Genomic DNA, 25,777 nt, shown 5'->3' with positions numbered 1-25,777 from the left:
TCTTTCATTATGCGATGTTAGCTTCGATAAACCATAAGAATTTATCTAAATCACGTGATGCAGCAGTAAAGATATCAGCAGTATCTTCGTCATTCACATCAGTGATGGCTTTACGGACATCATTGGCGACGATCGCATAGCGTTCAGCCAGTGCATGAAGATGATCTTGAACGGTATGAATATTGAGTGGGTAGCTTTTTAATGGGGTTTTGTCGTTCACAACTTGTGTGGTACCTAACGCAACACCACCTAATTGTACTGCACGTTCTGCCACATTATCCTGATGTTCGGTGATAGCGGTACGGAAACCATCCAACATTTCGTGAACACCGATGAAGTTCGCGCCACGCATATTCCAGTGTGCTTGTTTAGTGATCAGTGATAGATCGATCAGTTCAACGACAATTTTGTTCAGTAACTGAATCGTGGCCGTTTTATCTTCGTCAGAAACGTCGTTGCGAGTATAAAGGAGATCGGCGTTATTGGTTTTAACAAGTTTTGCAGTACTCATGAAAAATTCCTTCTTGTTATGCATCTAATTAAATCATCTGCTATCAGTATAGCAGGGCTTTAGCAATCTGCATTAAGGCATGGCCTATTAGTTATATAGACTGAAATCTTTAACCCGAATGAGAACGATTTTTTTTCTTAATCTTAATGCGTTTAATTCGAGGTTGTTTCGGCTTCATCGTCAATGCCGATCCTGCAGAAGCTAAAATGATAGCGAACAACCCTAAAAGTTGGACGGGGGAAAGATGCTCATGGAGAAAGAGAAAACCGGAGAATGCCGCAACAGCCGGTTCCATACTCATCAGTGTCCCAAAAACTCTCGCGGGGACGCGGGTTAATGCCATCATCTCAAGTGAATAAGGAATAGCGTTTGAGAGTAAAGCCACCAGTAAACCGACAGGTAGAATAGACCAATGCCAGATCCCTGGGGCAGCCATGGCTAAGCCGGTTGGGACAAAAACGATTGATGCAACGAGCGACCCGACGGCAACCGTTGCTGCACCATGTTCTGCACCCGCTTTTTGTCCAAAGATAATGTAGATTGCCCAGCATGCCCCGGCGGCTAACGCGAAGAACGCCCCTAAGGGGTCGATATTGTTTGACCCACCGTGTACAGGAAGCAATAACCATAACCCGCTGACAGCGATGATAATCCAAACGAAATCGGTGACTTTACGCGAATTCGCGAGCGCGAGTGTTAAAGGCCCAATAAATTCCAATGCGACCCCGATCCCTAAGGGAATAGTTTTGAGTGCCATATAAAAAAGAAAATTCATGCCACCTAAAGCCAGTCCATAAAAGACTAATGGTCGACGCTGTTCAGCAGAAAAGTGTAGTCGCCAAGGTTTAAACATTACCCACAGCATAATGGTCGATAAGCCTAATCTTAACGCTGCAACACCCGGTGCGCCGACTTCGCTAAAGAGTGACTTTGCTAATGAGGCGGCTCCTTGCAGCGTAAACATCGCAATGAGTAGGAGTCCGATGGGATAAAATACCGATGCAGATCCTTTATGTTGATTGCCCATGGATAGCTCTTAATGGTGGAATGATAAAGACGAATTGTATTGAAACGTGAAGAAATAGCTACAGAGATTCAGAATATGCTTAAAGATTTATTATTTTATAAAAAAAATACGCGGTGTTTTTTTACTATTTTATCTATAATAATCATATAGATAAGGTGGTTTGTACACGTTATGTTACATGTTGCACGGGGTTGGACAACAAAATTCGGGCAGAGTTTCTTACTTTTTTTTGTTATATTTCAACTGTTGTCAGTAAAAATAAAAGTAATTTCACATTGAGGTTATTATGAAAAAAATTGCATGTCTTTCAGCTTTAGCTTGTTTACTCGCCGTTTCTGCAGGTTCTGCAATGGCTAAAAGCACCGTTACTGGTGGTTACGCACAAAGCGATTACCAAGGTGTTTTAAACAAAGCTAACGGTTTCAACTTAAAGTATCGCTACGAAGATGAGTCAAACCCATTAGGTTGGATCACTTCATTCACTTACACTGAAAAAGACGCTAACAGAGATGTTAACGACTATCGTAAAGGTCAATACTACGGTATCACTGCAGGTCCAGCATACCGTCTTAACGACTGGGCAAGCATCTACGGTGTAGTGGGTATCGGTATCGGACGCGTTCAAAACAACGCCGAAGGTCACGGTGCTGCGGGCTACAATAGCAAAAGCAACAGCGATGTTGGCGTTGCTTACGGTGCTGGTCTGCAATTCAATCCTTGGGAAAACGTTGCACTTGACGTTGGTTACGAGCAAAGCCGTATCCGTAACGTTGACGTTGGTACCTGGATCGCAGGTGTTGGTTACAGCTTCTAATTGTACCCATCTAAAAAACGACCCATATGGGTCGTTTTTTTTTATCTAACAAAAAATTGTCCAAGTCGCTTGAAAAATAGTAAACGTAGTTGGAACGGACTTGAACAAGCAAAATCGAAAAATTGTCGGGATAATATCGAAGATGTGGTTCGATGGGGTGTTTGCAGTGACGTCTCTTTACTATTCATGGCGACTCCCCTCAGTGACATAAAACGATGAACGAATGCTCCTGTCTTTTTTATAGCACAGGCTATACTTTTTAGCTAATGCTATGTAGAGAAAAAGGGTTGAGCTTGACTTCATCTCGTTTAAGATAGTGGCCACGTTCGACATTGACCTTCAGTAAGGAACACCAATGAATCACCCAAATGCTCGTGTAAAATCAACGATTGGTCCGATAAAAGATCTTGAAGATCATGTAGAAGGTTTTAAACAGGTCCGAGAAGCCCATCGACGTGAATTAATCGACGACTATCTTGAATTAATCTCAGATTTAATTCATCAGTTTGGTGAAGTACGACAAGTCGATATGGCAGCGCGTTTGGGGGTTTCTCAACCTACTGTTGCAAAAATGCTCAAACGGTTAGCAGCGGCAGGATTAATTCAGCAAATTCCCTACCGTGGAGTATTTCTGACACAGGAAGGGGAAAGTCTTGCCCAGCAAAGCCGAGAACGCCACGCTATCGTTGAAGAGTTTTTATTAAGTCTAGGCATTTCACCGGAAGTTGCACATTGTGATGCAGAAGGTATCGAGCATCATGTTAGCGATGAGACACTTGCAGTATTTAAAAAACTTATTAATAAAAAATGACTTTTTTTAAGCGCATTTCACAACTGATAACCTTATAGTTAGTGCTGTTATAGCTACCTTTAATTAATTATTTTTTTAACATAAGTAGACATTATCATTCTTTCATTATCAAAATTTATATTAGATTCTAATTCGTTATAACTGAGCATGTGTTAATTAATGCTATCTTCGTTACACAATAAGAGAATAGCCAAATCACAAATAGAGAATGGAATCAGTACCAGACTTTTCTGAAACTGGTTCTTTCATTTAATAAATGAAATTGTTGTGTCTTATTAATACCTTTTAATGCTTTAAGGCCCAAAGTAATGGATTTGTAATGAATTCGTCAGCAATCCTTACTATAAGCAAGGAATTATTCTAAAATTACTTTTTTAAAAATTGCTATTTATTTTCTTAAATAAATTGGGTAATCTTACCTATATAGAAAATTTTAAAATTATAGAAAGGGAAAAATAATGAGCGACATTTTTAAATTACTGAACAATATCCGTACACTACGTGCTCAAGCTCGTGAAGTTGAGTTAACAGATTTAGAAGAAATTTTAGAAAAATTAACGACCGTTGTCACAGAACGTCGTGAAGAAATTGAAGCTGAAGAAGCATTAAACCGCGAGAAAGCAGAAAAGCTCTCTAAATACCGTGAATTATTAGCCGCTGAAGGTATTGACCCGAGCGAATTATTAGGGGCAACCGAAACAGGTAAAAAACGCACCAAGCGCGCGCCTCGTCCAGCTAAATATGCTTATACTGATGAGAATGGCGAGAAAAAATCGTGGACAGGTCAAGGTCGTACACCTGCTGCAATCAAAAAAGCGCTTGATGAAGGTAAATCATTAGATAGCTTTTTAATCTAGGGTTGACTGCTCTTAAAAAAACCAGCGTTTGCTGGTTTTTTTTTATTACTTTTCCTTTTGCGCTGTACAAAGAATTGCCCTAGATGAGTTATAATATTTCACCTTGTGATGTGATCCGACAGAAACAACTTTCGTCAAATCATTCTCTATCAGTACAAAACCCCATTAATTAAAAGGCTTAACCGTGTTAGTAACCAATAACGTAACCATGCAATTTGGTAGTAAACCACTATTTGAAAATATTTCTGTGAAATTTGGCGGTGGTAATCGCTACGGCTTAATTGGCGCGAATGGTAGCGGTAAGTCGACCTTTATGAAAATTTTGGGACGTGATTTACAACCTACGGCGGGTAATGTTGCGTTAGAGACTAATGAGCGTATTGGTAAGCTACGCCAAGATCAATTCGCCTTTGAAGCGTTCAGCGTGTTAGATACTGTCATCATGGGCCACGATGAATTGTGGCAAATAAAACAAGAAAGAGACCGTATCTACGCGTTACCTGAAATGAGTGAAGAAGAAGGGTATAAGGTCGCAGATCTTGAGGTTTTGTACGGCGAAATGGATGGTTACAGCGCCGAAGCACGTGCCGGCGAATTGTTACTGGGTGTAGGCATTGATGTTGGCCTACATTATGGGCCGATGAGTGAAGTAGCACCGGGTTGGAAATTACGTGTATTACTTGCACAAGCGCTATTTTCTAATCCTGACATTTTGTTACTTGATGAGCCAACGAACAACCTTGATATCGATACTATTCGCTGGTTAGAACAAACGCTGAATGATCGCGATAGTACGATGGTTATTATTTCGCATGACCGCCATTTCTTAAATATGGTATGTACACACATGGCCGATTTAGATTATGGTGAAATCCGCGTCTATCCGGGTAATTATGATGAGTACATGACTGCGGCTACGCAGTCGAGAGAACGGCTACTTTCAGATAATGCTAAGAAGAAAGCGCAAATTGCTGAATTACAATCTTTCGTCAGTCGTTTTAGTGCGAATGCCTCTAAATCTCGTCAGGCGACCTCGCGTGCTAAACAGATCGATAAAATTAAACTTGATGAAGTCAAAGCATCGAGTCGACAAAATCCTTTTATACGTTTTGAACAAGATAAAAAACTATTTCGTAATGCGTTAGAAGTTGAAGCTCTGACTAAGGGTTTTGATAATGGTCCGCTATTTTCTAAATTAAGCCTTCTTTTAGAAGTCGGTGAAAAATTAGCGATTATCGGTGCTAACGGTATCGGTAAAACAACCTTATTAAAAACCTTGGTTGGCGAATTAACACCTGAGAGTGGTAGCGTTAAATGGTCTGAAAATGCAGCCATCGGTTATTATGCTCAGGATCATGAATATGAATTCGCCAATGATTTAACGGTATTTGACTGGATGAGCCAATGGAAGCAATCCGGTGATGATGAACAAGCGGTAAGAAGTATTCTAGGACGATTGTTATTTAGCCAAGATGACATTAAAAAACCAGCAAAAGTTCTCTCCGGGGGAGAAAAAGGGCGGATGCTTTTTGGTAAATTGATGATGCAAAGGCCTAACATTTTAATTATGGATGAGCCGACTAACCACTTGGATATGGAGTCTATTGAATCGCTCAATATGGCTTTAGAGATGTTTGAAGGGACACTGATCTTTGTTTCGCATGACCGTGAGTTTGTAAGCTCTTTGGCGACACGCGTTTTAGAAATTAAACCCGGAAAAGTCAGTGACTTTACCGGTAATTATGAAGATTACTTAAATTCCCAAGGTATAAACTAATTACCGACTGTGCCTAACGTCAGTCTTTACTCTGAGGTTGGGCACAAATCTTACAGTTTGGATTCTGCCTGACCTTCAGGGTAGTGAAACTAAAGTTCATGGCATCATAAAGCAAGAATTGCCCTGGTGTTCGACAGCCATAGTTGGTGAGATAGCGTAAGGCTTCCATGGCTTGTAAGCTGCCTACGACCCCTGTTAGAGGGGCCATCACTCCGTTCTCAACACAACTTCCTGTGCTTTCACCGAACAAATGACTCAAACATTCATAACAAGGTTCATTCTGTTGCCAGGTAAAACTCATCACGTAACCTTCCATCCGTATTGCACCGGCTGAAATTAAGGGGATTGCCGTCGTAAAACAAAGACGATTAATCTGTTGTCGGCTCAGGAGGTGATCAGTGCAATCAATGATGATATCTTGTTGGATAAATCTCTGTTGCCAGATAATTGAATCATCGACATAGGCTTGTAGCGTGAGATATTGACAGGCGCTGTTACGTAAAGCCAATTGTTGGCGTGCGACATCCACTTTTGCTTTTCCACAATCGCTCTCACTAAATAGTATCTGGCGGGGTAAATTAGAAAGACTGACTGTATCGGGATCGACTAACGTGAGTTGGCCAACCCCACTTGATGCCAAATAGGTCGCAACCGCACAGCCTAACCCACCGACCCCGATAATCATTACTTTTGCATCGGCTAATCGTTGCTGCTTCTCTATATCAAAGTCTTTTAGCGTAATTTGACGATCATAGCGCAGTAATGCGTTATCGGAAAAGGCCATCATACCCCCTCTAAAAAGTCTGGGAAGGGCTGTACAGTGACCGATTCGCCTCGTTCAATTGTTCCTCTTTCTCGCTCAATACAAATAAAGCAATTGGCATGACTAAAGGTGCTAAACATATGAGAACCTTGTTTTGTGTCAGCCGTAACGCATAGCTTACCTTGCTGGTAAAAGAAAAAACCACGTTGAAATTCACTCCGTCCTGGCTGCCTATAAATGGGATCATTCAGCGTTGCGCTCTGCGTTATGAACGGAAGCGTATCAATGCCTTGCAGGCGATGGATCATCGGATAGACTAATTGACAAAAGGTCACCACAGCGGATACCGGATTGCCGGGAAGGCCACAAAATAAGCTGTTAGGTAATTGGCCGAAAGCGAAAGGCTTACCGGGTTTCATCGCTAACTTCCAAAAAGTAATATTCCCGTATTCGGTAAGTACCTCTTTTGTATAGTCAGCAGCTCCGACTGAAACGCCTCCCGTACTGATCACCAGATCTGCCTGCTGATTCGCCTGCTGAAATGCTGCTATTAGCTGAGCTTTATCATCAGGAATAATCTCAAGGTCGATGACCTGACACCCTAACCGCTGCAACATAAGATGAATAGCAAAACGATTAGTGTCGTAAATTTGACCCGCCGCAAGAGGCGTTCCTGGTGAGACTAACTCGTCACCCGTTGAAAAAATTGCGACACGTAATTGACGTTTTACTTTTATATGGCTAATACCGAGTGAGGCTAAAAGTGGTAGGTCTTTAACTCTAAGACGCACGCCGGCTTCAAGCACTAACTGGCCTTGCTGAACATCTTCACCGACACGACGGATGTTTTGTCCGGCTTTGACATCGGCCGTCAGTCTAATGCCACCTGCTTCGTTAACCGTATATTCTTGCATGATGACCGCATCACAGCCTTGTGGGATCGCGGCACCCGTCATAATGTGAATAGCGTGACCTTCGGGTAATGAACCAGAATAAGGTTTACCCGCAAAGGATTGCCCTGCGATAGGTAAAGGCTGCGGCAATTGACTGTCTGCAAGGCGTAAGGCGTAGCCATCCATCGCCGAATTATCAAAACCAGGGACGTTGATAGGAGAGACAATAGGTTCAGCCGTCACACGACCGAGGGCTTCATTGATGGGGAGAGTTATCGACTCATCCAGCGGATGACAATCACGTATCAGTAATGCTTGAGCGGCTTCTACTGATAAAAGTTCAGTCGTAAAGGGTTCCATCATAACTCCAATAATGTTGAGTAATGCACGGTAGAATAATAGGTTACATTAGTTTATAACGATGAGAGAAGTGAATTTATGTAGTCCCCCTTACCTTGAGCAGTAAGGGGAAGGAGTTATTTACCCTTGAAGGGAAGACAAAAAGTTAGAGTGCCTCAGCCCACAGATCATATTCATCAGCATGGGTAACAGTGGCTTTGATGATTTCACCGACTTTGAGGGAAGTATGGCCATTTAGATACACCGAACCATCGATCTCCGGTGCATCAGCCATACTACGGCCAATCGCACCTTCTTCATCGACTTCATCAATAATTACCGCGATCGTTTTACCCATTTTTTCTTGCAGACGTTCAGCTGATATTTGCTGTTGAAGCTGCATAAAACGGTGATAACGCTCTTCTTGAATCGCTTCAGGAACGGGATCGGCGAGCTCATTCGCAGCGGCACCTTCTACTGGGCTGTATTTGAAACAACCGACACGGTCGAGTCGTGCTTCACGAATAAAATCTAATAAAAGTGAAAAATCTTCTTCCGTTTCACCCGGAAAACCGACAATAAAAGTCGAGCGAAGTGTTAGCTCTGGGCAAATCTCACGCCAGCGTTTAATACGTTCTAAGGTACGTTCAACAGCACCCGGGCGCTTCATCAGTTTTAGGATCTTGGGACTGGCATGCTGTAGAGGAATGTCTAAATAAGGTAAAATTTTACCTTCCGCCATCAGCGGAATAACATCATCAACGTGCGGATAAGGGTAGACATAGTGCAGTCTGACCCAAACACCCAGTTTAGCCAGTTGTTCGCACAAACTGACCATACTGGTTTTTACCGGCGATCCATTCCAAAAGCCAGTACGGTGTTTGACATCAACGCCATAGGCAGAAGTGTCTTGTGAAATAACGAGTAACTCTCTGACGCCAGCTGCCACGAGACGTTTTGCTTCATCCAACACTGAGCCGATTTCGCGGCTATCTAAATCACCGCGCATGGAAGGGATGATACAAAAAGTGCATCGGTGATTGCAGCCTTCAGAGATTTTTAAATAAGCATAATGTTTTGGCGTTAATTTTACGCCTTGTGCTGGTGTTAAAGAGAGGAATGGGTTATGTACAGGCTTCGGCACATAATGATGAACATGGCTCAGAACTTGCTCATAGCTATGAGGACCCGTGATTTCTAATACCTTAGGATGAACTTCACGGATCTGGTCTTCGCGTGCACCCAAGCAACCGGTAACAATGACTTTGCCGTTCTCATTGAGTGCTTCACCGATAGCTTCAAGCGACTCTTGAACCGCACTATCGATAAATCCACAGGTGTTGACGATAACCAGATCGGCGTCATCATAGCTAGGAACAACATCATAACCTTCGGTACGCAGTTCGGTTAAAATCCGTTCTGAGTCAACCAGGTTTTTTGGGCATCCTAGTGAAAGAAAGCCAATTTTTGGCGTCGTATTTTCAGTGCTTGGGTGATTATTATTATCTAATAGGGTCGACATAACTTATATTCCAGTATTAACAGAGCAGCAGCGCGCGATTTTAATCCACTCCTTAAGAAAGTGATAGCGCAGGAGCGTATTTATTTCGTCGAGGCAAAAAAATTGTAAATATTCTAAATCCACAGTAGATACCAACACTCTGGCAGGATATTCTCATTTTCAACGAGTTAAATTAGGACTGAGTAAAAAATAATGCGCCCATTAAAGTTGTCGACATCCCTACGACCGGTATTCATTGCAGTAGTACTTTTCCCCTGCATTGCTTTTGCAGATTCTCAACCTAATGCCCCTCAAGTTGATGCTAAGGCATGGATTTTAATGGATTATGACAGTGGCAAGGTGCTCACTGAATCCCATGCTGATGATCGATTAGATCCGGCAAGTTTGACCAAAATGATGACCAGCTACGTGGTGGGTCAAGCTCTGAAAAGCGGTAAAATCAAATCTACGGATAATGTCACTATTGGTCAGGATGCTTGGGCGACAGGAAATCCTAAACTTCGTGGATCGTCGGTGATGTTTCTTAAACCCGGTTCACAGGTCACCGTTGCCGATTTAAATCGCGGGATTGTTATCCAATCAGGCAATGATGCCTGTATCGCTTTAGCCGATTATGTCGCCGGTAGCCAAGAGACTTTTATTGGCCTAATGAACAACTACGTCAAAAAATTGGGTCTTACTAATACCCATTTCACTACGGTGCATGGTTTAGATGAACCGGGTCAATACAGTACCGCACGTGACATGGCCTTAATCGGTCAGGCATTGATTCGAGATGTTCCCGAAGAATATAGCCTGAACAAAGAGAAAGAGTTTAGTTTCAACAATATTCGTCAACCTAACCGTAACCGCTTACTGTGGAGCTCATCGCTTAATGTCGATGGCATTAAAACGGGTTATACATCGGGTGCCGGGAATAACTTAGTGGCTTCAGCGACGTCTGGTAATATGCGCCTGATTTCTGTTGTCTTGGGCGCGAACACCGATGCCATTCGTTTTCGTGAAAGCGAGAAGCTCTTAAATTGGGGATTCCAAAACTTTGAGACACTCTCGCCGATTAAAGAGGGTAAACCGTTTGTACAGGCAAAAGTCTGGTTTGGCGATGTTAAAGAAGTGCCACTAGGGGTGATCAATAATGCCTCGGTGACAGTACCGAAAGGTCAAGTGAATGCCTTGAAAGCTGATTACACATTAACGCAAACGCAACTTTCTGCGCCGCTAACGGCTGGACAAGTGGTTGGCCAAGTTAATTTCCAAATTAATGGTAAAGTGGTTGATCAGAAGCCGTTAGTGGTATTGGAAGATGTGAAAGAGGGCGGGATCTTTAGTCGTTTCCTTGATTATGTCTGGATACATATTTCTTCGTTGTTTTCAAAATGGTTCTAGCAGATTGTTGATGTCTAGCTAATTAAATCTTGGCCCCAAAAGATAGATTTCTATCTCTGGGGCCTTTTAATCAAGGGTAATTAATGTTGAGTCCAACCGCGTCGGATCGGCAGAGCGAATAACTGACGATAGAGCTTATGCACAATGTTCAGTAGCGCGTTACCATAGAATTTCCAGCCAAATTGCGCGGTTAAGCAACCGATCATCCCCACCAATAGCCCGCCCAACATATCTAGAGGCCAATGCACGCCAAGATAGATACGTGACCACGCAATAAGCATACCGATAACTAATAGAACAAGGCCAGACCAGAGGCGGTGCCAGCACATAAACGCTAAGCTAAAGGTAAAAATAAAGGTGCCATGATCACTCGGATAGGACGTATCCGGGGAATGGTTTATCCATTGGTAGCCCAGCCCGATCGCGAAGGGGCGTGGATGCGGGTACAGCACGCCGATAATTGACGAGAAGATGATCGCATACAGTAGCGCTGTAATCGTTTTTAACACAAGCTCCCGACGAGACTCGATTAAGTTTTTTGGCGACCACAGCCATAAACATACGACGACCAGCGGGATGATACCAATAACATCTTTAGCTAAAATGATCGCAAGATTAATTAACCAGCGCGGGGAATCTGGTGTTGCGTTCAGCCATAAAAAAAGCTGTGTATTCAATTGCTCCATGGCAAAAAATATCCTGAGTAATGAAAAAGCATTAAATGTTAATTCCGAATATTAGTATAATTAATCTTTTTCAGTCATTGCGAATCGTCTCAACTTATTACTGAGCGCATCATCCACCCGGCCACAGCATGACTACTAAGGTACCCGCTAAGGTTAAGATAACGTTGGCAATTGCATAGGTCCCCGCATAGCCTAGTGCAGGGATACTACTTCGTGCGGTATCACTGATAATTTCTAATGCCGGTGCACAGGTTCTGGCACCCATCAAGGCACCAAATAACATGGCTCGGTTCATTCGTAAGACATAAGCGCCAAAGAAATAACATATCACGACAGGCAGTAGGCTAACGACAACTCCGCATAACAGCATAGAGATACCGTTCTCACCTAATCCATGATGCAGTCCGCTACCTGCACTTAAACCGACGCCAGCCATAAAGACCAGCAATCCAAACTCTTTGACCATAGTGAGTGCCCCTTGCGGGATATAACCAAAGGTAGGATGGTTGGCACGTAAGAAACCGAGCATAATACCGGCAAATAGCAGGCCTGCTGCATTACCAATTCCAAAGCCAAAATTACTGAATTGGAATGTGACCATACCGATCATTAAACCGATAATAAAAAATGAGCAAAAGGCCAGTAGGTCAGTCATTTGGCTATGGATAGCGACGAAACCAATACGGTCGGCAATACTTTTTACACGACGAGTTTCACCGCTGACTTGGAGAATATCCCCTTTATTTAATAAGATATCGTCATCAATTGGCATTTCAATCTGGTTACGAATGACCCGGTTTAAAAAACAGCCGTGGTCGGTCAGTCGTAGTTTGCCTAAGCGTTTATTGACAGCGTTATGGTTTTTTACCACGATCTCTTCCGTGACAATACGCATATCTAATAAATCACGATCGAACACTTCTTTACCATGTCTAAAACTTGGGTCCAGTCGAGCATGGGCATCAGGATAACCGACTAATGAGATATCATCGCCTTCTTGAAGCACGGCATCACCATCTGGACTAGCTAAAATACCGTTGCGTCGAATACGCTCAATATAACAACCGGTATGGCGGTAAATACCGAGTTCACGCAGATTTTTACCCCCACTCCATTCCACTAACTCTTTTCCGACACGATAAGCACGAATAACCGGTAAAAAAACTTTGCGCTGACTGTCTGCATCTAAGCCACGCTCACGCGCAATTTGTTGGGCACTGGTAGGAAGATCTTGATGTTGTAGACGAGGCAGATAGCGGGCGGCGAAAATTAAACTGACCAGTCCGATTAAATAGGTCAGCGCATAGCCTAAACTGAGATTATCTTGTAATAGGGCTAATTTTTGAGGATCGGTAATCACTTGTCTTAAGGTATCACCCGCTCCCACTAATACAGGTGTAGACGTTAATGAACCGGCTAATACTCCTGCAGATAGACCAATATCCCAATGGAAAAGTTTGCCTAGGCCAAGGACAATTAGCAGAGCGCTGCCAACCATGACCAGTGCTAACATCAAATAATTTTTTCCGTCACGAAAAAAAATAGAAAAAAAGTTGGGCCCAGCTTCAATACCCACGCAGAAAATAAACAGCATAAACCCTAAGCTCAGCGCATTAGTATCGATGGAATAGTGTTGTTCTCCGAGTAATAGCGATATGACTAAAACTCCAATTGAACTACCAAGCTGGATACTGCCGAGACGAATTTTACCTAAACAAATACCGAGGGAGAGTACAACGAAGAGAAGCAAGACATCATTGGCACTGAGAAGGTTTGCAACGTTTATATTCACGGGTCAATTTTTCATTTAATGGGTCAAAAGAAACAATTCCGACAGACTGCGAGACAAGCAGAGTGTCGATTCTAAAAAAACGGCTTTATTCTAATCGTTCACTTGCACAACTGCTATGAATGTTTGATGAAAAATCGATTTTAATCAGTAGGGTGGCGGGTACTGGTATGCCCAGTACCCGAGAGGGTTATTGATATAATCCCAGATGCTGTTTGGCATAGGCTTCAAATTCGGTAAAACCACCGACATGCGCCTCGTCAATAAAAATTTGTGGGACGGTTTCGACGGTTTTACCTGCGCTTTTAGATAAATCTTCTTTGCTGATCCCCTCGGCATGGATATCAACATAGCGGTAGCTAAAATCGTCACGCTCGCCGCTTAATTTATCGGCGAGTTCTTTTGCACGAACACAATAAGGGCAACCAGGACGACCAAAAATAACGACAAACATAATATCTCCTTCAATAAAAATGGACGATTTATCATGCCTTTCCTCTGCAGATATTGGAAGCCGTAACGGGAAGTAACTCTGAATTTCGCACAATCGGTGAGGGGGAAGGGATGTGGCCCTATCCATAAGTGACTATACTCTTCTCTTTATTTACTTATTCGGAGTGAATATGACACCGACCATCGATTTACTGCGTGCACACCGTTCTATACGGCATTATACGGATGAACCCATCAGTGATGAGCAGCGTGAAGCTATCTTATTAGCGGCGCAATCGGCATCAACCTCAAGTTTATTACAGTGTGCAACAGTCGTCAGGATTACGGACAAAGAAAAACGCCAACGCTTAGCTGAGCTTGCCGGAGATCAGTCTTGGGTTGAGGATGCGGCGGAATTCTGGGTGCTTTGTGCAGATTTTAATCGCCATCAACAAATTAGTGAAAGCGCAGAATTAGGCTACGCTGAACAGCTGATTTTAGGATGTGTCGATACCGCATTGCTGGCACAGAATGCCATGGTGGCTGCAGAGTCACTCGGATTGGGTGGGGTGTTCATTGGTGGATTGCGTAATCACCCTCATGCAGTCAGTGAACTTCTCGACTTACCAAAATTTGTCCTCCCTCTATTTGGCCTTTGTTTAGGGTGGCCAGCGGATAAGCCTGAATTAAAGCCTCGTATGCCACTCTCTATGCTTGTCCATGAGAATCAATATCAAGCCATAGTGCCAGAAACCTTGGCCGCTTATGATCAGCATCTGCTCGATTATTACCAGCATCGTAGTAGTGCAACACGCCATGAAACATGGAGTCAAATGGTAGAAAGGATGATTAGTAAAGAAAGTCGTCCCTATATGTTAGCCTTTTTACAACAGCAAGGCTGGATCACTCGCTAACCACAGGCGGGATGAGATGCATAGAATTTCATCCCGCTTCGATGCTATACTGCGCGCCCCTCACTCACTATCGCCACAGGTAATCTATGTTTTGCCCTCGCTATGACGCGGGTCAGTGCCGCTCTTGTCAATGGCTCCCCAAAGAATACGCTACACAACTTGCCGATAAGCAACAGCGAATCGAACAGCTCTTAACTAACGTGCCGGTCACTGAGTGGCTTCCTCCCGTTCCTTCGGCACAACAGGGCTTTCGTAATAAGGCAAAAATGGTGGTGAGTGGTTCTGTTGAAAGACCGATCCTTGGTATTGTTGACCAGCAAGGTGAAGGTGTCGATTTAATCGATTGTCCGCTTTATCCGGCAACCTTCGCACCCGTATTTCGTCAATTACTCCCCTTTATTGCGAAGGCAGGTCTCACTCCTTATCACATTGCACGGCGTAAAGGTGAACTTAAATATTTACTGCTGACCGAAAGTACGCAAGGCGGCATGATGTTGCGTTTCGTATTACGTTCAGAGAATAAAGTCGCACAATTGAAAAAAGTGCTCCCAGAATTACAACAGTGCTTACCGCAATTAACCGTGATCTCAGTTAATATCCAGCCGGTACCTATGGCGATTATGGAAGGGGAGCAGGAGATCATGTTAAGTCAGACATCTGCTTTAGCGGAGACGTTTAACGGAATCCCTCTTTGGATACGACCACAGAGTTTTTTTCAAACCAACCCCCAAGTTGCGGCAAAGCTTTATCGCACGGCCCAAGAATGGACGCAGGCGCTTAAGCTCGACACGTTATGGGATCTGTTTTGTGGTGTTGGTGGCTTTGGTTTACATTGCGCACGGCCTGAAACCCACTTAACGGGTATCGAGATTTCACCAGAAGCGATTGCCTGTGCGCGAGATTCTGCGAGTAAACTCGGCTTAACTCAGACACAATTTCGTGCTTTGGACGCGAGCCGCTATGCCTTAGACAACACTACTGCGCCAGATGTATTACTGGTTAATCCGCCAAGGCGGGGAATAGGGCAAACACTATGTGATTTTATTATGAGTGTTAAGCCTGCTGCGATTCTTTATTCGAGCTGTAATCCGGAAACCTTAGTTAAAGATATTGTGACACTTAAGGGATATCGCCTCGAACGGGTACAGCTTTTTGATCTGTTTCCGCATACCGCACATAGCGAAGTGCTTACACTGTTACTTCGCGAGCAATAAGTTGCCTTGCGGCAACTTATTGATTAGGTACGACGCTCAAAGCGTAGGGCATAAAACTCGATGCCGCGCATCAATAACGTTAATAGTGCATTGATACAAAGATAGATCACCCCGGCGGCAATAAACACATTGACATCATAAGTTCCACCGTACAATTGTTGGCTTAAACCCATAACGTCCATAAGCGTAATGGTATAGGCTAACGAGGTACTTTTGAACACAAGGACGACTTCATTTGAATAGGAAGAGAGTGCGCGTTTAAAGGCGTAGGGGAGTAACACTTTTAACGTTTCACCTCTGCTCATTCCCAATGCGTAACACGCTTGCCATTGTCCAGTGGGGATCGCTTTTACCGCACCATAAAGCAGCTGAGTCGTATAGGCGGCACTGTTTAATGATAACGCAACCACTGCACAGAAAGCAGGTTGAGAAAGTATCGACCAAAGAAGTGGTGAGTGCTGTAAAGCTGGAAATTGACCTGGCCCGTAATAAATCAGAAATATTTGTACTAATAACGGCGTGCCGGTAAACAGCGTTAGGTAGCCGCGGATCACCATAGTGGTGACCCGATAGCGCAGAGCAAGCAAAACTGTAAGAATAACCGCGATGATTAGCGCGATAATCGCAGCACTGACGGTTAATCCCAGACTGACCGGTAACCCCGCACTTAATTTGACTAAATAATCACTCATCATTGCTGCTCCAGTTCAAAACGCGTGACACGGCGCTCAGCAAATCTGAGTATTGCTTGACTCAACAATGTAATCACAAGATAGATACCGGCAGCAACGAGATACCAAGTAAAGGGCTGCTCTGTACGTGTGGCGATACCTTTAGTCTGCAACATCAAGTCATTCACGCTAATCAAGGAGACTAGAGCAGTATCTTTAAGTAAAACTAACCATTGATTGCCCAATCCTGGCAGAGCATGACGCCACATCTGAGGCATAACAATAGTAAAAAATACTGAGCGCCGACTCATACCTAATGCATAGGCGGATTCACGTTGGCCTTGAGGAACAGCTCGCAAGGCACCACGCAAGGTTTGCGAGGCATAGGCTGAATAAAGAAGTGCTAGAGCAATAACACCGCATAAAAAAGGGCTAACATCAAAATTACTGATGGTCATATGTAGATGAAGCGTAGTGATACCTAGAGGAATCGCAATACCATCTGAAAGCATCAAAAGGAGTTGTGATGAACCATAGTAGACCCCTAACACAACTAGAATTTCCGGTAGACCACGGATCACCATAACCAGCAGACTGCCTAGCCAAGCGACAGGTTTACAGGAGACAGACTCCCAACTGGCAAAAAGCATCGCCAGCGTTAAGCCGACCACTAGCGCGCAAAGCGCAAGGCCGACGGTTAACCCGCCGGCATTGATAAGATAAGGTAATTCATTCATCAGCGATTATTTTTGAAACCACTTCTCGTAAATTTTTTGATATTCACCATCGGCTTTCACTTTGGCTAGACCTTGATTAAATTCTTGTTGTAGCGCGGTATTTCCTTGGCGAACGGCAATAGCAACACCGGTACTAAAGTAATCTTTGTCGGTAATTTTGTCGCCAACAGGCGCTAATGAAGGATTATTTTTTAACGACTCATTAATGACTGCGGTGTCACCAAACACGGCATCTACACGACCATTTTTAAGATCGAGAATCGCATTCTGATAGCTGTCGTAAGGCACTGCAGTAATTTCGCTATGTTTATCGGCTAAGTATTTTTGGTGTGTTGTGCCGTTTTGTACTCCGACTCTTTTCCCTTTCAAGGCCGCGAGGTTGGCGACTTTACCTTTTTCTGCAACGAAGAGTGCTGAGTTCAGGTAATAAGGCGTACTAAATAGGACTTGTTTTTGACGTTCGGGTGTAATGTCCATCCCCGCCATTGCCGCATCGATACGACGGAATTTTAAGCTAGGAATAAGGCTATCAAAGGATTGGTTAGTAAAGCTACAACTGGCATTAATTTGTTTACAGACGGCCATTGCTAAATCAACATCGAATCCTTGAATTTTATTATCACTTCCGACAAATTCAAAGGGAGGATAAGAGGCTTCTGTACCAAAACGCAGTGTTTGTTGTGCAGCAAATGCAGAGCTTGACAGGCTGGTTAGCAGTGCTGCAGCAAGAAGAATTTTTTTCATAATGATCCTGTCCTTAATGTGAAAGATAGTTCGCAAATTCGCGTGTTTGAGGATGAGTAAAACAATCAGCACTTCCTTGCTCAACGATACGTCCATTTTCCATATAAACAACCTGTGAGGCGGTTTTTTTTGCGACCTCAACTTCATGCGTCACGATGACTTGCGTAATTTTCGTCTCGGATAATTCATTGATAATTTGCACTACTTGCCCAGTAATCTCAGGATCAAGGGCAGCTGTTGGCTCATCGAATAACAAAACTTGTGGTTCCATCATCAGGGCGCGAGCAATCGCTACACGTTGCTGCTGCCCCCCCGACAAGTGTAGCGGATAACGCTGCGCGAAATCGCTTAGGCGTAAACGTTCAAGATACTTTTTGGCGCGAGCTTGCGCGTCAGCACGGCTTAGGCCGAGCACTTTACACGGGGCTTGAATAAGGTTTTGTTCTACAGTGAGATGGGGCCAAAGATGGTACTGTTGAAAAACCATTCCGACATTTTGACGTAGTTCGCGAATAGTGGCCAAAGAGGGGGGCGTTTTAAAATCAAAAGACTGATTAGCAATGGAGAGCTGGCCAGATCGCGGAATTTCTAATAAATTTAAGACACGCAGTAACGAGCTTTTTCCTGCGCCACTTGGGCCGAGCAACACTAGCGTCTCACCCTCGGCACAGTTTAAGGTGATATCGTACAGGGCTTGTTGGCCACCGTAGAAGCAATTTACGCTTTCTAAATGAATGCTCATGCGATAAATCTGACTTTTATAAGAGTGTATTTCGCAAGATAGTAATTCACTATGCATAAATATGCAATTGGGGCGCTAGCTTTTTCTTATGATCGTCACTGACCTCCTCGGTGGCTCGAAGGAACAGCAGCGGCGTAAAGGGACCGAGGAAAAAGGTAAAAAATGAAAAAGGAATTCCTGCTCTTTTTTGTACTATTGACAGGCTGCCACGCTTATCAGCCGCATACATCATCAATGCAACCGATAATTAATAGGCAATATCAGGCGATAGGGCATCAACCTCGTATCGATACCCTTGTTATCCATTATACCGTTGCTGATGAGCGTCGTTCATTGGCATTACTGACCGGTGAACATGTCAGCAGTCACTACTTAATCGCTCGATTGCCCAAACCCAATGCGGTGCAACCAGAAATTTATCAGCTGGTGCCGGAGAGTCAAGCCGCTTGGCATGCTGGGGTGAGTGCGTGGCGCGGGACTAATAACTTAAATAAAACGTCAATCGGTATTGAGTTGGTTAACAAAGGTTTTACCCCGGGCAGTCAGCAAGCAGAGGGGTATTGCCAATCTTACCCACCGCAACAGATCACTGCACTTATTGAACTCGCCACGAAAATTGTCAAGAAATATGCTATCGCACCAGAGAATATTGTTGGGCACAGCGATATTGCACCATTACGAAAATTTGATCCTGGCCCCTGTTTTCCTTGGCAGCAACTTGCCGAACATGGACTTGGGGCCTGGCCTGACCCTCAGCGGGTTAACAGACTATTAGCCGGGCGAGCGCCTTCTGAGCCGGTCACTAACCAGATATTACTCCCCTTACTGCAACACTATGGCTACACGGTCGGTGAGCATCCTTCCATAGCGCAACAGCAGCAACTCATACGTGCTTTTCAATTCCATTTTCAACCAGAAAATATTAGCGGTAAAGGGGATAGATTAACCTTGGCTCGTTTGCAGGCATTACTTTTACAGTATCCTTGGCAGCAGTGGAAAGAGCCGCAATAGCTAACATATTTAATTATTAACGAGCGGGGTGTGTAATACTAAATTGGTATAGGTTAATGAGTAGTCAGTGCATATTCATGCATAAAGGTAATGCAACCGTTCCCATTCAAATTGATAGTTATATTGACCACTTTTCGGTTTTATCTCCCCTCACACACATCGTTAGTGAAAATACCAGTAACGTGTGATGAGGGGAAATAATAGCCGCTACTTTTTACCCTTTAACGAAGTAGGTTAGTTTTTGCTAAATCAATAATTTCAGTGCCTTGACCATTAATGATGGCTTTTAACATATACAAGCTAAAGCCCTTGGCTTGTTCTAGCTGAATATGAGGCGGCATGGCTAATTCATCTGTTGCAGTGGTGACATCTATTAACGCGGGGCCAGGGTGATCAAAGGCTTGTTGCAATACCTCAGTCAATTCAGAGGATTTTTTAACACTAAAAGCGGCTAGCTTACAGGCCCTGGCAATAGCGGCAAAATCTGGATTCTCCAGCTCAGTACCCTTGGTCAGATAGCCGCCAGCTTTCATCTCCATTGCCACAAAACCGAGTACGCTATTGTTGAAAATGACTAATTTAACGGGTAATTGGTGTTGGGCAATACTCAATAAATCACCCATTAACATCGCAAAGCCACCGTCACCACAAAGCGCGATGACTTGTCGTGTTTGATCTACCGATTGAGCGCCCATTGCTTGAGGCATGGCATTTGCCATTGAGCCATGATTAAAGGAGCCGACTAAGCGTCGTTGGCCATTCATCGTCAGATAACGTGCTGCCCAAACAGTAGGGGTGCCAACGTCACAGGTAAAAATCGCGTTTGGGCTGGCGAGTCGGTCAATTTGTTGTGCAAGATATTGGGGGTGTATAGCACGATTATCATTAGGAACTGCTAACGCATCCAATTGTTGGCGACTTTTACCATAGTGTTTAACCGCTTTTTCTAAATGTGCCGATGAATCTGAAGCAGTAAGCAAAGGCAATAAAGCGTTTATCGTGGTTTTAACGTCACCGACAAGCGGGAAATTTACCTGACAATGTGAACCTATACTGGATGGATTAATATCAATCTGAATAATGTTTGCTGAGGAGGGATAAAAGGCCCGGTAAGGGAATTGTGTCCCGAGTAGCACTAAGGTGTCGGCATCTAGCATAGCGTGGTAACCGGAAGAGAAACCAATCAACCCGGTCATTCCGACATCGTAAGGATTATCATATTCCAAAAATTCTTTACCGCGTAGAGCATGCACGACAGGCGCTTGTAATTTTTCGGCCAAAGCGACCACTTCATGATGTGCTCCGGCACAACCGCTACCGCACAATAATGTAATATTCTTCGCGCTGTTCAGTACCTCGGCCAGTTTCTCAAGTTCATTAGTAGGCGGAGTGATCGCGGGCAAAGAGGGAGGGTACCAGGTGATGCTGTCGGGTAGCGTGATAGTGTTAAGTGCAATATCGCCGGGGAGCACGATGACAGCAACGCCGCGTCTGACGATTGCTGTCCGTAACGCAATGGCGAGTATTTGTGGGAACTGTTCAGGATTACTTACTAATTCGCAATAGTAGCTACACTCTTTGAACAGTTCTTGGGGGTGGGTTTCCTGAAAATACTGGCTGCCAATTTCACTGGATGGGATATGGGCGGCAATTGCTAATACAGGTTGGTGGTTGCGATGACAGTCGAATAACCCGTTAATCAGATGAAGATTACCGGGACCGCAGGAGCCCGCGCAGACGGCTAATTCGCCAGTGATTTGGGCTTGTGCCCCTGCGGCAAATGCGGCGGCTTCTTCATGGCGTGTTGCCATCCATTTGATGGTTGATTGTTTATTCAGGCTATCGCTAATACCATTAAGAGAGTCGCCAGTAACGCCCCAAATCTGTTTAACCCCCACATCTTTTAAGGTGTCTACCAGCAGTGCTGCAACGGTCTTTTCCATAAAGAACTCCACTTATTATGATCGATGGCTATTAGTGTAGTTCAAACCGGATGCTGTTTTTTTGTGCTAAACAGCTGCTAAATGCGATTATCTATAGAAAAGCACAGTGGTGCCTTGAAAAGAGGTTTTTTTTAGTTGTATTGTGCCAGAGCAGCTAAACTCAAATAAGGTGGCTTCTACCAAATACTCGGGTTCATGATAAACTAGAAAGTAAATTGCGCTTTTCTTTTCATGTATTGCTGGGTAATTATGGCTAACACGCATCACAGTTTCGACGAGGAACAACTTTTAGACCACGACATTAACGAGGCGTTAAGACCGCCTAGTATGTATAAAGTTGTTTTATTAAATGACGATTATACCCCTATGGAGTTCGTCATCGATGTTTTACAAAAATTTTTTTCGCTCGATATTGAGCGTGCAACGCAACTGATGCTCACTGTTCACTACGAAGGTAAGGCAATCTGCGGCATATTTACTGCAGAAGTCGCTGAAACTAAAGTGATGCAGGTTAATCGTTACGCAAAGGAAAATGAGCATCCGTTGCTATGTATGCTAGAAAAAAGCTAAACAGCCCATATATCTAGGCTGAGACCTAAGCGTTAATCGATCGGAGGTGCCTAATGCTCAATCAGGAACTGGAACTCAGTTTAAATATGGCTTTCGCCAGAGCGCGTGAGCACCATCACGAATTTATGACAGTGGAGCATCTGCTACTTTCACTGATCAGCAATCCGGCTGCCCGTGAAGCCCTCGAAGCCTGTTCTGTCGATCTCTCTGCGTTACGCGTTGAGCTTGAATCGTTTATCCAAAAAACGACCCCAGTTCTTCCAGAAGCGGATGAAGAAAGAGAAACACAGCCTACCTTAAGTTTTCAACGGGTGTTACAACGTGCTGTCTTCCACGTCCAATCGTCAGGACGCAGTGAAGTCACTGGCGCAAACGTATTGGTTGCCATTTTTAGCGAGCAAGAGTCGCAAGCGGCTTATCTCCTAAGAAAGTATGAAGTAAGTCGACTGGATATCGTCAATTTTCTCTCTCACGGCACACGCAAAGATGAGAATAGTGATGATAAACCGTCCGATAATGCATCATCGTCAGACGAGGCAAGTAATGTGGCCAGTGAAGAACGTATCGATAGCTTTACTACCAATCTTAACCAATTGGCACGGGTTGGGGGAATTGACCCACTAATCGGTCGCGAAAAAGAGCTGGAAAGAACGATTCAAGTATTCTGCCGTCGTCGCAAAAATAACCCGCTATTAGTCGGTGAGTCTGGCGTAGGTAAAACTGCGATTGCCGAAGGTTTAGCATGGCGGATAGAACAGGGCGATGTACCCGATGTGATGAAGGAGTGTGTGATCTACTCTCTGGATATCGGTTCACTGCTTGCTGGCACAAAATACCGCGGTGATTTTGAAAAGCGATTCAAGGCGCTTTTGAAGCAGCTTGAGCAAGATGAAAATAGTATTCTTTTTATCGACGAGATCCACACTATTATTGGCGCTGGTGCAGCATCTGGCGGACAAGTCGACGCGGCTAATCTTATTAAGCCACTACTGTCCAGTGGACGAATCCGGGTGATGGGTTCAACAACGTATCAAGAATACAGCTCGATTTTTGAGAAAGATCGCGCCTTAGCGCGCCGCTTCCAAAAAATCGATATCGTTGAGCCCTCTTTGGACGAAACCGTGAAAATTATCACTGGTCTGAAGCCGAAATACGAGAAGCATCACGATGTTCGTTATACCGCTAAAGCGATCCGTGCGGCAGTGGAGCTGGCGGTAAAATATATTAATGATCGTCACCTCCCGGATAAGGCAATCGACGTCATTGATGAAGCCGGTGCCCGGGCGCGTTTACTACCGAGCAGTAAGCGTAAAAAAACCATCAATATTCAAGATATTGAAACCGTTGTTGCGCGTATTGCGCGTATTCCCGAGAAAAGTGTATCGGCCACTGACCGCGATACCTTACGCAGCTTAGACGAGCGCTTAAAAATGCTTGTGTTTGGGCAAGATAAAGCGATTAATGCGCTCTCGGAAGCGATCAAGATGAGTCGTGCTGGTTTAGGCAGTGAGCATAAACCCGTTGGATCATTTTTGTTTGCCGGACCAACGGGGGTAGGGAAAACCGAAGTGACTGCACAATTGGCAAAAGCGCTGGGTATCGAACTACTACGCTTTGATATGTCTGAATATATGGAGCGTCACACGGTAAGCCGTTTAATTGGTGCTCCTCCGGGCTATGTGGGTTACGAGCAAGGTGGCTTATTGACGGACGCGGTCATCAAGCATCCACATTCTGTGGTTCTCCTTGATGAAATTGAAAAAGCGCATCCGGATGTCTTCAATCTATTGTTACAGGTGATGGATAACGGTACTCTAACGGATAACAATGGTCGTAAGGCTGATTTCCGTAACGTAATCTTGGTGATGACCACCAATGCCGGTGTGCGGGAAACTGAGCGCAAGACTATCGGCCTGATCCAGCAAGATAATAGTACTGATGCGTTGGAAGAGATTAAAAAAATCTTTACCCCAGAGTTCCGTAACCGTCTCGATAATATTATTTGGTTTGAACATCTTTCAACCACCGTTATTCATCAAGTGGTGGACAAATTTATTGTTGAGTTACAGGCGCAACTTGACCCGAAAGGCGTTTCATTAGAAGTGAGTGACGACGCCCGAGAGTGGTTAGCGCATAAAGGCTACGATAAAGCGATGGGCGCACGTCCTATGGCAAGAGCGGTACAGGAAAACTTGAAGAAACCGTTAGCGAATGAATTGCTGTTTGGTTCATTGGTGGAGGGTGGCTCAGTGACTGTCAATGTCGATCTTAAGAAAGATCAGCTGACTTACCACTTTGAGAGTGCGGCGAAGAAAAAAACTGAAGGTACAGTGCACTAACAACAAAAAGGCCGGGAAATCCGGCCTTTTTTATGGCAGTCATTAAACGAGCAATTAACGACTACGGAAGACAATGCGACCTTTCGTTAAATCGTAGGGGGTCAGTTCAACGGTGACTTTATCACCGGTAAGAATACGAATGTAGTTTTTACGCATTTTACCTGAGATATGAGCGGTAACAACGTGCCCATTTTCGAGTTCTACACGGAACATAGTATTAGGTAACGTATCAAGTACGGTGCCTTGCATTTCAATATTGTCTTCTTTGGCCATCGAATCCTCTGAATGGACTAACTAAGTGTTTAATCGACAGAATAATGCCGAAGTCTTATACCTGTGTAAAGTAAAGGCGACCAATTGGATTGGTCAGTGCTTCGCGTGAAGCTAACTATCTTTACGTAAATGTGGGTGTTATGTCGTTTGAGGAATACGTTGGTGATATGAATGGCTATTCACCATGTCGTTATTCCACAAGAAAAGGGTGGGGAGAGAAATAAGGTGTTAACTAAACCGCCACCAGCATAACAAGCGCCAGTATTATACTACCTTTTTCTTGAAAAAGCCTGTTAAACATTCACAATCACTTAAAATAACCGTTTTTTAACCCAACACTCTGCGGGGATATTCTTTTTTTTCAAGTCGTCTAATTGTTCGAGAAATTGTCGACGAGGTATTTCTCGGGCTCCCAATGATTCAGTATGTGCATTTAAGATCTGGCAATCGATAAGTTGTCCACCGTATCGACTGAAATGCTGGCAGAGCACGAATAACGCGAGTTTAGAAGCATTGGTTTCGAGGCTGAACATCGACTCACCACAAAACACACCACCCAGTGCCATACCATAAAGGCCACCGACCAGCTTATTTCCACGCCAGACCTCAACAGAGTGGGCATGGCCAGTTTCAGCGATTCGACACCATGCGCTTATCACTTCTGAGGTAATCCAAGTTCCTTCAGGATGGTGAAGGGAACAGCCAGAAATCACTGCGTGGAAGTCTGTATTGATTGTTACCTGATAAGGGCAATGGCGAAGAAAACGTTGCATGCTGCGACTGAGATGAAAATCTTCAACGGGAAGTACGGCACGAGGATCCGGGCTCCACCATAAAATAGGGTCATCTTCAGAAAACCACGGAAAAATACCTTGCTGATAGGCGCTGATCAGCCGTTGGGCCGCTAAATCACCGCCATAGGCAAGCAGCCCTTGTGGGGAAGTCAACGCCGACTCAGGAGAAGGAAAAATCGTCGGCGCTAAAGGGTCTAAACAGGGCAGGTAAATCGCTG

At 44.2% G+C, this 25,777-nt stretch carries 25 protein-coding genes; 10 read left to right on the top strand and 15 right to left on the bottom strand.

The genetic code is table 11. From position 1 onward, the window contains the following. Nucleotides 1-7: 7 nt before the first annotated feature. Nucleotides 8-511 carry a DNA starvation/stationary phase protection protein Dps gene (gene dps / locus HGT73_RS06275; protein WP_214212811.1) on the bottom strand — a complete coding sequence of 168 codons (504 nt, stop codon included), beginning with the start codon at nucleotides 509-511 and terminating at the stop codon, nucleotides 8-10. A gap of 109 nt (nucleotides 512-620) precedes the next feature. After that, nucleotides 621-1,538 carry a threonine/homoserine exporter RhtA gene (rhtA, locus tag HGT73_RS06270; protein ID WP_214212810.1) on the bottom strand — a complete coding sequence of 306 codons (918 nt, stop codon included), beginning with the start codon at nucleotides 1,536-1,538 and terminating at the stop codon, nucleotides 621-623. Between the two features lie 286 nt (nucleotides 1,539-1,824). Here rhtA and ompX point away from each other — a divergent pair, with 286 nt between their 5' ends. The 4 genes from ompX (at nucleotide 1,825) to HGT73_RS06250 (ending at nucleotide 5,797) form a co-directional block, all read left to right on the top strand. Further along, on the top strand, nucleotides 1,825-2,352 hold the full coding sequence (gene ompX, locus HGT73_RS06265) for an outer membrane protein OmpX (RefSeq protein ID WP_214212809.1): 528 nt from the start codon (nucleotides 1,825-1,827) through the stop codon (nucleotides 2,350-2,352). 355 nt (nucleotides 2,353-2,707) lie between these two features. Continuing rightward, nucleotides 2,708-3,163 carry a manganese-binding transcriptional regulator MntR gene (gene mntR, locus HGT73_RS06260; RefSeq protein WP_214212808.1) on the top strand — a complete coding sequence of 152 codons (456 nt, stop codon included), beginning with the start codon at nucleotides 2,708-2,710 and terminating at the stop codon, nucleotides 3,161-3,163. Between the two features lie 458 nt (nucleotides 3,164-3,621). Next, nucleotides 3,622-4,020 (top strand): H-NS family histone-like protein, encoded by a 399-nt coding sequence (locus HGT73_RS06255; RefSeq protein ID WP_214212807.1) that lies wholly within the window; start codon nucleotides 3,622-3,624, stop codon nucleotides 4,018-4,020. Between the two features lie 184 nt (nucleotides 4,021-4,204). Further along, nucleotides 4,205-5,797 carry an ABC-F family ATPase gene (locus HGT73_RS06250; RefSeq protein WP_214212806.1) on the top strand — a complete coding sequence of 531 codons (1,593 nt, stop codon included), beginning with the start codon at nucleotides 4,205-4,207 and terminating at the stop codon, nucleotides 5,795-5,797. 19 nt (nucleotides 5,798-5,816) lie between these two features. Here the strand turns inward: HGT73_RS06250 and moeB are convergent, their stop codons facing one another. The 3 genes from moeB to rimO all read right to left on the bottom strand — a co-directional run bounded on the left by moeB (nucleotide 5,817) and on the right by rimO (nucleotide 9,314). Further along, entirely contained in the window at nucleotides 5,817-6,584 is a 768-nt protein-coding gene (moeB, locus tag HGT73_RS06245; RefSeq protein ID WP_214212805.1) for a molybdopterin-synthase adenylyltransferase MoeB, read from the bottom strand. Further along, on the bottom strand, nucleotides 6,581-7,813 hold the full coding sequence (gene moeA, locus HGT73_RS06240) for a molybdopterin molybdotransferase MoeA (RefSeq protein ID WP_214212938.1): 1,233 nt from the start codon (nucleotides 7,811-7,813) through the stop codon (nucleotides 6,581-6,583). The genes moeB and moeA overlap by 4 nt, the downstream gene beginning before the upstream one ends. 145 nt (nucleotides 7,814-7,958) lie before the next feature. After that, a complete protein-coding gene (rimO, locus tag HGT73_RS06235) occupies nucleotides 7,959-9,314 on the bottom strand; it encodes a 30S ribosomal protein S12 methylthiotransferase RimO (protein WP_214212804.1) in 1,356 nt (451 codons plus the stop codon). Between the two features lie 192 nt (nucleotides 9,315-9,506). Here rimO and HGT73_RS06230 point away from each other — a divergent pair, with 192 nt between their 5' ends. After that, on the top strand, nucleotides 9,507-10,700 hold the full coding sequence (locus HGT73_RS06230; protein ID WP_214212803.1) for a serine hydrolase: 1,194 nt from the start codon (nucleotides 9,507-9,509) through the stop codon (nucleotides 10,698-10,700). 80 nt (nucleotides 10,701-10,780) lie between these two features. Here HGT73_RS06230 and ybjG read toward each other — a convergent pair whose 3' ends face one another. The 3 genes from ybjG to HGT73_RS06215 all read right to left on the bottom strand — a co-directional run bounded on the left by ybjG (nucleotide 10,781) and on the right by HGT73_RS06215 (nucleotide 13,629). Next, nucleotides 10,781-11,386 carry an undecaprenyl-diphosphate phosphatase gene (ybjG, locus tag HGT73_RS06225; protein ID WP_214212802.1) on the bottom strand — a complete coding sequence of 202 codons (606 nt, stop codon included), beginning with the start codon at nucleotides 11,384-11,386 and terminating at the stop codon, nucleotides 10,781-10,783. Between the two features lie 109 nt (nucleotides 11,387-11,495). Then, the gene (locus HGT73_RS06220) at nucleotides 11,496-13,178 is read right to left on the bottom strand and encodes an aspartate:alanine antiporter (protein WP_214212801.1); all 1,683 of its coding nucleotides are present in this window, start codon (nucleotides 13,176-13,178) and stop codon (nucleotides 11,496-11,498) included. A 187-nt stretch (nucleotides 13,179-13,365) separates the two neighbouring features. After that, nucleotides 13,366-13,629 carry a GrxA family glutaredoxin gene (locus tag HGT73_RS06215; protein WP_214212800.1) on the bottom strand — a complete coding sequence of 88 codons (264 nt, stop codon included), beginning with the start codon at nucleotides 13,627-13,629 and terminating at the stop codon, nucleotides 13,366-13,368. Nucleotides 13,630-13,798: 169 nt separating this feature from the next. Between HGT73_RS06215 and nfsA the strand changes: the two genes are divergently transcribed. Together nfsA and rlmC are read left to right on the top strand one after the other, a co-directional pair. After that, entirely contained in the window at nucleotides 13,799-14,521 is a 723-nt protein-coding gene (nfsA, locus tag HGT73_RS06210; RefSeq protein WP_214212799.1) for an oxygen-insensitive NADPH nitroreductase, read from the top strand. Nucleotides 14,522-14,607: 86 nt separating this feature from the next. Beyond that, the gene (gene rlmC / locus HGT73_RS06205) at nucleotides 14,608-15,735 is read left to right on the top strand and encodes a 23S rRNA (uracil(747)-C(5))-methyltransferase RlmC (RefSeq protein ID WP_214212798.1); all 1,128 of its coding nucleotides are present in this window, start codon (nucleotides 14,608-14,610) and stop codon (nucleotides 15,733-15,735) included. Between the two features lie 23 nt (nucleotides 15,736-15,758). Here rlmC and artM read toward each other — a convergent pair whose 3' ends face one another. Genes artM through artP form a run of 4 tightly spaced genes read right to left on the bottom strand, consistent with a single transcriptional unit; the run spans nucleotide 15,759 to nucleotide 18,629 of the window. Continuing rightward, nucleotides 15,759-16,427 (bottom strand): arginine ABC transporter permease ArtM, encoded by a 669-nt coding sequence (gene artM / locus HGT73_RS06200; RefSeq protein WP_214212936.1) that lies wholly within the window; start codon nucleotides 16,425-16,427, stop codon nucleotides 15,759-15,761. Then, the gene (gene artQ / locus HGT73_RS06195; RefSeq protein ID WP_214212797.1) at nucleotides 16,427-17,143 is read right to left on the bottom strand and encodes an arginine ABC transporter permease ArtQ; all 717 of its coding nucleotides are present in this window, start codon (nucleotides 17,141-17,143) and stop codon (nucleotides 16,427-16,429) included. The genes artM and artQ overlap by 1 nt, the downstream gene beginning before the upstream one ends. Nucleotides 17,144-17,149: 6 nt before the next feature. Further along, nucleotides 17,150-17,887: an arginine ABC transporter substrate-binding protein gene (gene artJ, locus HGT73_RS06190; protein WP_214212796.1), complete on the bottom strand. Its 738-nt coding sequence runs from the start codon at nucleotides 17,885-17,887 to the stop codon at nucleotides 17,150-17,152. 13 nt (nucleotides 17,888-17,900) lie between these two features. Continuing rightward, nucleotides 17,901-18,629, bottom strand: coding sequence for an arginine ABC transporter ATP-binding protein ArtP (gene artP, locus HGT73_RS06185; RefSeq protein ID WP_214212795.1), 729 nt, complete (start codon nucleotides 18,627-18,629; stop codon nucleotides 17,901-17,903). Between the two features lie 162 nt (nucleotides 18,630-18,791). Here artP and HGT73_RS06180 point away from each other — a divergent pair, with 162 nt between their 5' ends. Continuing rightward, nucleotides 18,792-19,640 (top strand): N-acetylmuramoyl-L-alanine amidase, encoded by an 849-nt coding sequence (locus HGT73_RS06180; RefSeq protein ID WP_214212794.1) that lies wholly within the window; start codon nucleotides 18,792-18,794, stop codon nucleotides 19,638-19,640. A 221-nt stretch (nucleotides 19,641-19,861) separates the two neighbouring features. Here HGT73_RS06180 and poxB read toward each other — a convergent pair whose 3' ends face one another. Then, entirely contained in the window at nucleotides 19,862-21,583 is a 1,722-nt protein-coding gene (poxB, locus tag HGT73_RS06175) for a ubiquinone-dependent pyruvate dehydrogenase (RefSeq protein WP_214212793.1), read from the bottom strand. Nucleotides 21,584-21,832: 249 nt separating this feature from the next. Between poxB and clpS the strand changes: the two genes are divergently transcribed. Both clpS and clpA read left to right on the top strand, forming a co-directional pair. Continuing rightward, nucleotides 21,833-22,153 carry an ATP-dependent Clp protease adapter ClpS gene (gene clpS, locus HGT73_RS06170; protein WP_214212792.1) on the top strand — a complete coding sequence of 107 codons (321 nt, stop codon included), beginning with the start codon at nucleotides 21,833-21,835 and terminating at the stop codon, nucleotides 22,151-22,153. A 53-nt stretch (nucleotides 22,154-22,206) separates the two neighbouring features. Beyond that, a complete protein-coding gene (clpA, locus tag HGT73_RS06165; RefSeq protein WP_214212791.1) occupies nucleotides 22,207-24,492 on the top strand; it encodes an ATP-dependent Clp protease ATP-binding subunit ClpA in 2,286 nt (761 codons plus the stop codon). A gap of 54 nt (nucleotides 24,493-24,546) precedes the next feature. On the opposite strand, the gene infA is transcribed toward clpA, so the two are convergent. Both infA and aat read right to left on the bottom strand, forming a co-directional pair. Further along, on the bottom strand, nucleotides 24,547-24,765 hold the full coding sequence (gene infA, locus HGT73_RS06160) for a translation initiation factor IF-1 (RefSeq protein WP_028684310.1): 219 nt from the start codon (nucleotides 24,763-24,765) through the stop codon (nucleotides 24,547-24,549). Nucleotides 24,766-25,076: 311 nt separating this feature from the next. Further along, entirely contained in the window at nucleotides 25,077-25,772 is a 696-nt protein-coding gene (gene aat, locus HGT73_RS06155; RefSeq protein ID WP_338111586.1) for a leucyl/phenylalanyl-tRNA--protein transferase, read from the bottom strand. Nucleotides 25,773-25,777 lie beyond the last annotated feature (5 nt).

Origin of the sequence: Rosenbergiella australiborealis, assembly GCF_018494035.1 — a bacterium.
Lineage (GTDB): Bacteria > Pseudomonadota > Gammaproteobacteria > Enterobacterales > Enterobacteriaceae > Rosenbergiella > Rosenbergiella australiborealis.
This window is presented reverse-complemented; position numbering and strand designations above follow the sequence as displayed.

What these genes read in the sequence shown, in the direction of transcription:
- dps (WP_214212811.1), bottom strand. Translation starts at nt 511, where the DNA reads ATGAGTACTGCAAAACTTGTTAAAACCAATAACGCCGATCTCCTTTAT.
- rhtA (WP_214212810.1), bottom strand. Translation starts at nt 1,538, where the DNA reads ATGGGCAATCAACATAAAGGATCTGCATCGGTATTTTATCCCATCGGA.
- ompX (WP_214212809.1), top strand. Translation starts at nt 1,825, where the DNA reads ATGAAAAAAATTGCATGTCTTTCAGCTTTAGCTTGTTTACTCGCCGTT.
- mntR (WP_214212808.1), top strand. Translation starts at nt 2,708, where the DNA reads ATGAATCACCCAAATGCTCGTGTAAAATCAACGATTGGTCCGATAAAA.
- HGT73_RS06255 (WP_214212807.1), top strand. Translation starts at nt 3,622, where the DNA reads ATGAGCGACATTTTTAAATTACTGAACAATATCCGTACACTACGTGCT.
- moeB (WP_214212805.1), bottom strand. Translation starts at nt 6,584, where the DNA reads ATGATGGCCTTTTCCGATAACGCATTACTGCGCTATGATCGTCAAATT.
- moeA (WP_214212938.1), bottom strand. Translation starts at nt 7,813, where the DNA reads ATGGAACCCTTTACGACTGAACTTTTATCAGTAGAAGCCGCTCAAGCA.
- rimO (WP_214212804.1), bottom strand. Translation starts at nt 9,314, where the DNA reads ATGTCGACCCTATTAGATAATAATAATCACCCAAGCACTGAAAATACG.
- HGT73_RS06230 (WP_214212803.1), top strand. Translation starts at nt 9,507, where the DNA reads ATGCGCCCATTAAAGTTGTCGACATCCCTACGACCGGTATTCATTGCA.
- ybjG (WP_214212802.1), bottom strand. Translation starts at nt 11,386, where the DNA reads ATGGAGCAATTGAATACACAGCTTTTTTTATGGCTGAACGCAACACCA.
- HGT73_RS06215 (WP_214212800.1), bottom strand. Translation starts at nt 13,629, where the DNA reads ATGTTTGTCGTTATTTTTGGTCGTCCTGGTTGCCCTTATTGTGTTCGT.
- nfsA (WP_214212799.1), top strand. Translation starts at nt 13,799, where the DNA reads ATGACACCGACCATCGATTTACTGCGTGCACACCGTTCTATACGGCAT.
- rlmC (WP_214212798.1), top strand. Translation starts at nt 14,608, where the DNA reads ATGTTTTGCCCTCGCTATGACGCGGGTCAGTGCCGCTCTTGTCAATGG.
- artM (WP_214212936.1), bottom strand. Translation starts at nt 16,427, where the DNA reads ATGAGTGATTATTTAGTCAAATTAAGTGCGGGGTTACCGGTCAGTCTG.
- artQ (WP_214212797.1), bottom strand. Translation starts at nt 17,143, where the DNA reads ATGAATGAATTACCTTATCTTATCAATGCCGGCGGGTTAACCGTCGGC.
- artJ (WP_214212796.1), bottom strand. Translation starts at nt 17,887, where the DNA reads ATGAAAAAAATTCTTCTTGCTGCAGCACTGCTAACCAGCCTGTCAAGC.
- artP (WP_214212795.1), bottom strand. Translation starts at nt 18,629, where the DNA reads ATGAGCATTCATTTAGAAAGCGTAAATTGCTTCTACGGTGGCCAACAA.
- HGT73_RS06180 (WP_214212794.1), top strand. Translation starts at nt 18,792, where the DNA reads ATGAAAAAGGAATTCCTGCTCTTTTTTGTACTATTGACAGGCTGCCAC.
- poxB (WP_214212793.1), bottom strand. Translation starts at nt 21,583, where the DNA reads ATGGAAAAGACCGTTGCAGCACTGCTGGTAGACACCTTAAAAGATGTG.
- clpS (WP_214212792.1), top strand. Translation starts at nt 21,833, where the DNA reads ATGGCTAACACGCATCACAGTTTCGACGAGGAACAACTTTTAGACCAC.
- clpA (WP_214212791.1), top strand. Translation starts at nt 22,207, where the DNA reads ATGCTCAATCAGGAACTGGAACTCAGTTTAAATATGGCTTTCGCCAGA.
- infA (WP_028684310.1), bottom strand. Translation starts at nt 24,765, where the DNA reads ATGGCCAAAGAAGACAATATTGAAATGCAAGGCACCGTACTTGATACG.